8 protein-coding genes are annotated in these 8,176 nt (G+C 46.6%); 4 read left to right on the forward strand and 4 right to left on the reverse strand.

What is annotated here, in order from left to right; genetic code table 11:
• Positions 1–19 precede the first annotated feature (19 nt).
• The 3 genes from QUA33_RS13870 (at position 20) to QUA33_RS13880 (ending at position 2,748) form a co-directional block, all read left to right on the forward strand.
• Positions 20–703, forward strand: coding sequence for a response regulator transcription factor (locus QUA33_RS13870; protein ID WP_333034626.1), 684 nt, complete (start codon positions 20–22; stop codon positions 701–703).
• Positions 700–2,247 carry an ATP-binding protein gene (locus QUA33_RS13875; protein ID WP_333149073.1) on the forward strand — a complete coding sequence of 516 codons (1,548 nt, stop codon included), beginning with the start codon at positions 700–702 and terminating at the stop codon, positions 2,245–2,247. The genes QUA33_RS13870 and QUA33_RS13875 overlap by 4 nt, the downstream gene beginning before the upstream one ends.
• Before the next feature lie 267 nt (positions 2,248–2,514).
• On the forward strand, positions 2,515–2,748 hold the full coding sequence (locus QUA33_RS13880; RefSeq protein WP_333149074.1) for a DUF2809 domain-containing protein: 234 nt from the start codon (positions 2,515–2,517) through the stop codon (positions 2,746–2,748).
• A gap of 169 nt (positions 2,749–2,917) precedes the next feature.
• Here QUA33_RS13880 and QUA33_RS13885 read toward each other — a convergent pair whose 3' ends face one another.
• From QUA33_RS13885 to QUA33_RS13895, 3 genes are all read right to left on the reverse strand, one after another.
• On the reverse strand, positions 2,918–3,346 hold the full coding sequence (locus tag QUA33_RS13885; RefSeq protein ID WP_333149075.1) for a DUF202 domain-containing protein: 429 nt from the start codon (positions 3,344–3,346) through the stop codon (positions 2,918–2,920).
• 220 nt (positions 3,347–3,566) lie between these two features.
• The gene (locus QUA33_RS13890; protein ID WP_333149077.1) at positions 3,567–4,982 is read right to left on the reverse strand and encodes an LCP family protein; all 1,416 of its coding nucleotides are present in this window, start codon (positions 4,980–4,982) and stop codon (positions 3,567–3,569) included.
• 105 nt (positions 4,983–5,087) lie between these two features.
• Positions 5,088–5,462, reverse strand: coding sequence for a hypothetical protein (locus QUA33_RS13895; protein ID WP_333149078.1), 375 nt, complete (start codon positions 5,460–5,462; stop codon positions 5,088–5,090).
• A 243-nt stretch (positions 5,463–5,705) separates the two neighbouring features.
• Here QUA33_RS13895 and rpe point away from each other — a divergent pair, with 243 nt between their 5' ends.
• The gene (gene rpe / locus QUA33_RS13900; protein ID WP_015179568.1) at positions 5,706–6,407 is read left to right on the forward strand and encodes a ribulose-phosphate 3-epimerase; all 702 of its coding nucleotides are present in this window, start codon (positions 5,706–5,708) and stop codon (positions 6,405–6,407) included.
• A 257-nt stretch (positions 6,408–6,664) separates the two neighbouring features.
• Here the strand turns inward: rpe and QUA33_RS13905 are convergent.
• Positions 6,665–8,176: calcium-binding protein (locus tag QUA33_RS13905; protein ID WP_333149079.1), on the reverse strand; the 1,512-nt coding region annotated here is incomplete at its 5' end.

Genomic DNA, 8,176 nt, shown 5'->3' on the forward strand with positions numbered 1-8,176 from the left:
CAACCGAATAGGTAAATCTATGAATGTTCTATACGTTGAAGATGAAGAAAAAATTGCCAATTTTGTTTGTATGGGCTTGAAAGAACAAGGCTTTGTGGTGGATTATTGCGATAATGGCAATGATGGCTATGGGCGGGCGATGGATAATGAATACGATGCGATCGTACTTGATATTGTTTTGCCGGGAAAAGACGGATTATCTATTCTCAAACATCTGCGAAAGGCGGGACGCAACGTACCTGTGATTTTATTAACTGCTCGCAATGAACTAGACGATCGCATTGAAGGGTTACATCTCGGTGCTGATGACTATTTGGCTAAACCGTTTTTTGTTGAGGAGTTAGTTGCTCGGATTTATGCTGTGGTGCGCCGTGCTTCGGGCGGTGGGCAAAATATTCTGAGCGTTGGCCCAGTTAAGCTCGATCGCATTCTGCGAGAAGTCACTTGCGATCGCCATGCGGTAGAACTTACAAGCCGCGAGTTTAATCTTTTGGAATATCTGATGCGATCGCCCGGTAGGGTACTCACCCGCACGCAAATCCTGGAACATATTTGGGGTTATGATTTTAATCCGAATACGAATGTGGTAGATGTATGTATTCAACGCATTCGCAAGAAAATTGAACCGATTGGCGGTACAGGATGGGTTGAGAGCGTGCGCGGCGTTGGCTATCGGTTTCGCAAACCCGATTCCCCATCGTGAAATTGCAATCTTTTCGCTTTCGCATTGCTCTATCATCTGCTGTTCTAGCAAGTATTGCTTTGATTGGCTTTAGTATTGTTTCGTGGTGGTTGATTTACGATGCTAAAGTCAAACGTCTTGATGCTGAAATCAAGAATCAGTTAATCCAATCTACCCGCCCGCAATCGACCCAATGGGATGTTTATAGTGATTCTTTGCCATCAGTTTTGGGCATGAATGATGGGGAAACAACAGCGGCTTTGCTGGTGACTGATAGAGATGGTAATTTGCTCTACCGATCGAGCCAGTGGCAAGATGGACTTGATGCTAATTCATTATGGCGATCGCTGCCCCAACCCCCTCCCGATCCTGCCAGAATACCTTTTCAATTAGAACCTCCCCCTCCACCCTATCCACCACCTCCACCCTATCCGCCACCTCCCGATCGACCCGATTCATTTTCACCGAGAGAAAGAAGACCCCCGCGCGATCGGCCTCCTCAATTCGATCGACCGAATTTTCCTCAAGTTTTCAAAGCTAAGCTAGCAACCCAGCGTACTAGCACGGCAGTTTGGCGTGTGGGCGCGATTCATTCTCCTCAGACTCAAATAGCAATCGCTGTTAATTTACAAGCGATCGATCGGGAAATGGCATCGATTGGCAATATCTTTCTAATTTCTATTCCCGTAGTGCTGTTATTCGTAGCAGGTGGAGCGTGGTTGATATCGCGGAGTATTCTGTATCCCATTGGGCGACTCACGATCGCAATTCGCAATGTCACCGTACAGGGGCTCGATCGGCGCGTCCCTGACGGCTCAACGGATATAGAGTTTGTAGAATTAATTTTTGTGTTCAATCAGATGTTAGAACGTCTGGAGCGAAGTTTTAAACAAGCTTCTCGTTTTAGTGGAGATGCTGCTCATGAACTGAAGACTCCGCTGGCGATTTTGCAAGGCCAACTAGAACGGGCTTTGCATCAAGTTGAATCGGGTTCAGAGGTGCAGCAAACCCTGAGTAATTTATTGGATGAAGTGCGCCGTTTGAGTGAAATTACCCGCAAACTTCTCTTACTTTCTCACGCCGATGCCGGACGTATGGGTTTACATTTGGTTGAGGTGAATATGTCGGCTTTGCTATCGGAAATTTCCGAAGATATGGAACTGCTAGCACCGCATTTAGATGTGCAAATGGCAATTGCTCCTAATTTATATATCAAGGGCGATCGCGATTTGCTGGTGCAGGTTGTGCAAAATCTGGTTGGTAATGCGATTAAATATAATTTACCGGAGGGTTGGCTCAGGTTACAGGCTAACTGTCAGGGAAAAAGAGTAATTGTGAAAATTGTCAATAGTTCTCAGGATATTTCTTTGAGCGAGCGCGATCGTATTTTTGAGCGCTTCCATCGCGGCGACTCCACACAGATCCAAAAAATCGAAGGATCGGGATTGGGGCTAAGCTTAGCAAGGGAAATCGCACGGGCCCACGGTGGCGATATCAAACTAGATGCTGCCATACGTGGTCAAACAGCGTTTATACTGAGCTTACCTGTGGGCGATCGCAATTAACCTTATAGCAGTGAAGCAGCTTTGCTAAGACTTTGGCTAATTCTGATTTTAAAATTAATAGATCCCTAGTCCATCATAGGCCTGTTGAGGATTAATGCTCTTGCTGATAAGTACAGCAAAATACCATTACAAAGATGCCAAATAAAATGGGTGCCCGTTGAAAAGTAAGGACAAACCGGCTGATCGAGAGTTCGGAATGTAAGGGCTAACAGGAATACCCCCGATATAGCTTATGAGGTATTTTGGATTTTGCTGGTAGTTCTGATATTGCCGCGATTTTCGCAAATTAGGGTGGCTGTAGCTGTGTGTCTAGCTACCTGCGGAGTAGAGTTTCTCCAACTGTGGACACCTCCGTTTTTACAAGCAATGCGAGCTACTTTACCCGGAAGGCTGATTTTGGGAAATCACTTTAGTTTGTCAGATTTTATATCTTATTTTGTGGGGAGTTTTTTAGGTTGGTTGTGGGTGCGATGGCTTCATTTTACTTGCTTCCGCTTATAATTTGTATTGCATTTAAATTGTATATTGGTCTAACAAAAACCAAAATTGTAAACTCCTCTCCCCATCAGAATCTCTCCCCATCTCTCGAACGCCATAGACAATCTAGATGCACAAAAGCTTGATGATATGGTTGCGGTTATTTTAACTTTAGCTAAGCGATCGGGTTAACTTAGAATTGAGAATTTTTAGGAGTTGAAGTGGGAGCTATATTTCCGCGATCGCGCCATAGCAACAACGGAATCGTTAAGGTTCCTAAAATCATCACAGTTCCACTCAGAATCCAAACTAGCAGACGATTTGGGCGATAATCACCTCGCTCAATTTGCCAGAAAACTCGATTATAACGCCATAGTGCTAAGGGAATGACCGCAATGCCAAAAACGACCAGACTCAGCCCTAAAGTTTCAGAGTTGAAGAAGGGAGGGGAGGCAACTTCTTGGTGAGTCACTGTAGCTTGAAATTGACGCAGAAATAAACTGAATCGAGCGATCGCCAACCCAAAACCAATTAAACCGATTGAGGTTCGTAACCATGCAAGAAACGTGCGTTCATTTGCCTGATGTTCGCGCTGTCGGTCTATTTTAGGACCCTTGTTCATCAACCCTACCTTTATAAAATATCTTAAGCTTTCCCTTGTAGATTATTGTTTCACTTGTGATTGCGGAGGGAAGTATCGGTATTGCGATCGCGAGCGATCATCACCAAAAAAGATAGTATCAGTAAATCGACAAAAAAGCGATCGCCTCCATCTCTACCAACACAAAAGAAGAGGACACAGCAATGCTGTGTCCCTACAAATACCCCAGTTAAAATCCAGTTTAAAAAGACTTAGCCGCCCCGCCGGACTGAGCCTTTTTCTCCAACCAATCCTTACCCAATCTGATTGTCACGTCTGACTGCAAAGCACCGGTACTCTCAACCAGCACATCTCCAAAACCCAAAAACTGGCGAATTGCTTGAGCACCTTTAATATCGCCCTGTTGAGCTACTAGAGTAGTTACCTCCAGCGGTTCGGACCAAGCTTTATAAACCTGAACATTCCGATAACCGGCTTGAGTCAAATTATTGACAAAAGCTTCAACAGCAGATCTATCGCCGGTACTATCTTGAATCGCCACCTTCAGAAAAGTCGCATCAGCATTCTCAATTGTCCAAGTATTCTGGCCGAAGTCAAAATGTTCCGCCACCATAGTTTCGATGCCATATTGGTCTGGCAACCAAAAACTCGCCTTGTAATCTTTCGGATCGCTGAACTTGCCGGGAACCATCAACATCTGCACGCTAGCGCGATCGGTTTGAGTAGCAAAACCAGCTAAAGCCACCAATTCTTCTATACTCAAATTGGTATCAAGGTGAGACTGAATCACCGACAAAATCTTCGGCAAGCGTGACAGCAAACCTACATTAACTTCCTGTTCCACAAAAGCCCGCATCAACAATTGCTGGCGCTGCACCCGCCCAATATCGCCCAAATCGTCGTGCCGATAAAGCAAGTATTGCACGATTTGTTCGCCGTTGAGTTTCTGCTTGCCAGCCTTTAAATTTATATATAAATGCTGGCTTTCATCGGTATACTTCATGTCTTTAGGGACATTAATAGTAATGCCACCAAGTGCATCTACCAAACTTTTGATGCCTTGAATATTGACTGTGACATAGCGGTCAATTCCCACCCCGCCCAAGAGTGCGCTGACTGACTTGGCTGACGAAGCCGGGCCACCGTAGTAATTAGCTTCGTTTATTTTCACCTCGCCCCTACCTTCCACATAGGTGCGGGTATCTCGCGGAATGGAAAGCACGCTTAACTTTTTATTTTGAGGGTCAAACCTGACCAACAGCATGGTATCGGTTAACCCCTTGAAAGAGTTCTGCCACACCTCGTATCCCTGCTCCTTATCGGCATGACCGTCAATGTCTGAACTCAGAACTTTAAGTCCTAAAACTAAAATATTAACTGGGCGAGTCAGCTCCGGCATCTTCATGTTGAGCTTTGCCATGTCGCCTTGAGAAAACACCGCCGCTTCTTCAGGGCTCAACTTTTGTTGCTGAAGCGGCGTTGTGGAAAGGGACACCGCTAGCAACGCTCCGGCTGTGGCTGAGAGCATGGCTACTCCAGCCAAACCAAAACCAAAACCCAGCCAGCGGCCTCGATGGGGCTGGGAAGATTTTTTGGTTGAAGGTTGAGCAGTTGATTGTTGGATAGGGTCTTGATTAGGAATTTTTTGAGCTGGCACTGGCTTCCTCACACACAACAAAAATAAAAAAAGATAATGGCAATATGTAGTATCAAGCTGAAGACGCAATCAATCAATACGGTAGGGGCTTAAAAGAACCCTAAATTATGATAAATGTTTGCCCACCACTTGCTCCGCTACGCGGCTAATTCCGGGCAACCATAGCGGTTGACGCTTCCAGAGGCGAACCATCAGTCCCAAAGCAACGATGAAATAGCTGGTTGTCAGCAGGCTACTCATTAATAACATGGGAAGTGTCGGAGATTCCGCAGAAATCGCTCCCGCTTCTAAAAGAATATGTCCTAATAGCCAACTAAAAGCAAGGGCAATTGCCAAGCGGCTGATGGCTTTGCGTTCGGGGCTGCCCTGACGGCGGTAAAGAGTCCACAGGGCGGGGAAAAAGCCGATGACTGGGATCATTAATACAAACAGACTTGCACGATCGAGTTCAGGATTTTCTAAGGGATCTGTTCTTTTCATAATTCGGTACTCAAAATTTGCAGAAGGTCAGATTTTGCACACAAGTTATTTGTTAGAGGGAAAATTTATATCCTAAACCAAAATTCTGAGAGCTGGGCTGGTGCGATCGCAAAACTTGTCTGTCAGAGGCAAAATTTTTCTGCCCTCCCAATCTCGCGACCGATCGTTGGCAACTTTTCGACCCGGAGACCCGTATTTTGATAAACTGGATACAGCACAGCAGACAGGAGAACAGACTTAGCCATGACCCAATCCCAAAAATCAATTGTTATTGCTCCATCCATATTATCAGCCGATTTTAGCCGTCTTGGAGAAGAGATTCAGGCGGTCGATCGAGCTGGGGCTGACTGGATTCACGTAGATGTGATGGACGGTCGCTTTGTTCCTAATATTACTATCGGGCCGCTGATTGTTGAGGCAATTCGCCCCGTTACTACCAAGGTGATCGATGTCCACTTGATGATTGTGGAGCCGGAGAAGTACGTCGAGGACTTCGCTAAGGCTGGTGCTGACATTATTTCGGTTCACGCCGAGCATAATGCTTCGCCTCACTTGCACCGCACCCTCGGCCAAATTCGGGAATTGGGCAAAATGGCTGGTGTGGTTCTGAATCCTTCTACGCCGCTGGAGTTGATCGAGTACGTGCTGGAACTTTGCGATTTGGTGCTGATTATGAGCGTCAATCCCGGCTTTGGCGGTCAAAGTTTTATCCCGGCTGTTTTGCCGAAAATTCGTCAGTTACGCAAAATGTGCGACGACAAGGGCCTCGATCCTTGGATTGAAGTAGATGGCGGTTTGAAGGGGAACAATACTTGGCAGGTTCTGGAGGCGGGCGCAAATGCGATCGTCGCTGGTTCTGCTGTGTTTAAGGCGAATGATTACGCAGCGGCGATCGAGGGTATCCGCCACAGCAAGCGCCCGACTCCAGAGTTGGCGGCTGTTTAATCAAAAAATCGATCGTGTCCGGTGAATTACCCATAATCAAAGTGGTTTGTAGTGATGACTTTAGTCCTTATTGGCTCAAAGATTTAAGAAAGGACTGAACCTCACTACAAACTTATGATGGTTAGATCGGCCCACTTAATAAGTAAGCTCATCTAGTTCAGAAAAAATTAAATTTTGAAAAAGGCGATCGTATATTTTGACTCATATCAAGTCCGATTGCATCTTGCATCGGACTTGATATCATTTGGTTGAACTACTTACAGGATTGCAAAATCTGCAACATTAATCAGGCCTGTTGACACATTGCTGAGAGTTGCTAACAGTTGACCGGAACTGGTAACTCGGATCGAAGTAGAATTATTTTCTACAGTAATGCTCAGTTGGGAGAAACTTAAACCGCCTGTCAAGCCGATCGCATCGCGACCATCTTGAAAGTCTAAAATAATCTCGGGGCCGTTGTCGATACCTAAGATAAATCGATCGTCCCCAGTACCTCCAATCAAAGTATCATTCCCCTCATCTCCAAATAACCAATCGTCCCCAGCACTACCCAGTAAACTGTCTTCATCCTTGCCGCCATACAGAGTATCGTTTCCAGCATCACCGTTGACGGTATCCTGACCTTCATTGCCAAACAACAAATCGTTGCCCAAACCACCACACATCTGGTCTTGAGCGCCAGCGGAGCCGATCGCCAAAGGGCTGCCAATATCCCCGTACATAGTATCTTCTCCGTCGCCACCACAGAGAGTATCGCTGCCCTCATCCCCAAACAGTACGTCGTTGCCCAAGTCTCCTAGGGCCAAATCATCACCCTTGCCGCCACGCACTGTATCGTTTCCATTACCGCCAGAAAGCGAATCTTCGGCTTCTTGCCCGTTCAGGTAATCATCGCCACTGAGGCCAAATAGCAAATCGCGACCTGTAGAATCGATATCTAAAGAGTTAAGAGTACCACCGTATAATGTGTCGTTACCCTCATCCCCAATTAAAGTATCGCTCTGTTTGTCTCCAAAAATTATGTCATCATCTTTGCCACCGTAAGCAACATCTTCGTTCTCGCCCGCAAAAATTAAATCATCTTTAGCACCCCCGTTGAGATAATCATCGCCCTTATTGCCAAACAGCACGTCGCTATCTTTGGCAGAGGGAAGAATGGCTATATTTCCTAGATCGATGCTGAGGTAAGATCCGCCATAAATATTGTCATTGCCAGTGAAGCCAAACTCCAAGTCGTTACCATTTAAGCCGTTGATTTTGTCATTGGTAATCGAACCCTCCAGAATGTCGTCGCTTTCTGTACCGTTGGTGGTGCTATTTGTTTGATTGGGGCCGCGAATAGCAGTCTGGCTGGGAAAGGTTATCTGCTTGCAAATGCAATCTTCGTCTTGCGTTTCTGGCGTTGGCGTCGGAGTTTCCGTTGGAGTCGGAGTCGGAGTCGGAGTCGGAGTCGGAGTCGGAGTTTCCGTTGGAGTTGGAGTCGGAGTCGGAGTTTCCGTTGGAGTCGGAGTCGGAGTCGGAGTCGGAGTCGGAGTTTCCGTTGGAGTCGGAGTTGGAGTTGGCGTTGGAGTTGGCGTTGGAGTTGGCGTCGGAGTTGGCGTCGGAGTCGGAGTTGGCGTCGGAGTCGGTGCCGGAGTCGGAGTCGGAGTCGGAGTCGGAGTCGGAGTCGGAGTCGGAGTTTCCGTTGGAGTTGGAGTCGGAGTCGGAGTCGGAGTTTCCGTTGGAGTTGGAGTCGGAGTCGGAGTCGGAGTTTCCGTTGGAGTTGGAGT

It is taken from the genome of Microcoleus sp. Pol14D4 (assembly GCF_036701245.1).
In the GTDB taxonomy this organism is placed as follows: Bacteria; Cyanobacteriota; Cyanobacteriia; order Cyanobacteriales; family Microcoleaceae; genus Microcoleus.

Bases quoted from the DNA above. Each gene is read 5' to 3' on its own strand.
- QUA33_RS13870 (WP_333034626.1), top strand. From the start codon at position 20: ATGAATGTTCTATACGTTGAAGATGAAGAAAAAATTGCCAATTTTGTT.
- rpe (WP_015179568.1), top strand. From the start codon at position 5,706: ATGACCCAATCCCAAAAATCAATTGTTATTGCTCCATCCATATTATCA.
- QUA33_RS13885 (WP_333149075.1), bottom strand. From the start codon at position 3,346: ATGAACAAGGGTCCTAAAATAGACCGACAGCGCGAACATCAGGCAAAT.
- QUA33_RS13895 (WP_333149078.1), bottom strand. From the start codon at position 5,462: ATGAAAAGAACAGATCCCTTAGAAAATCCTGAACTCGATCGTGCAAGT.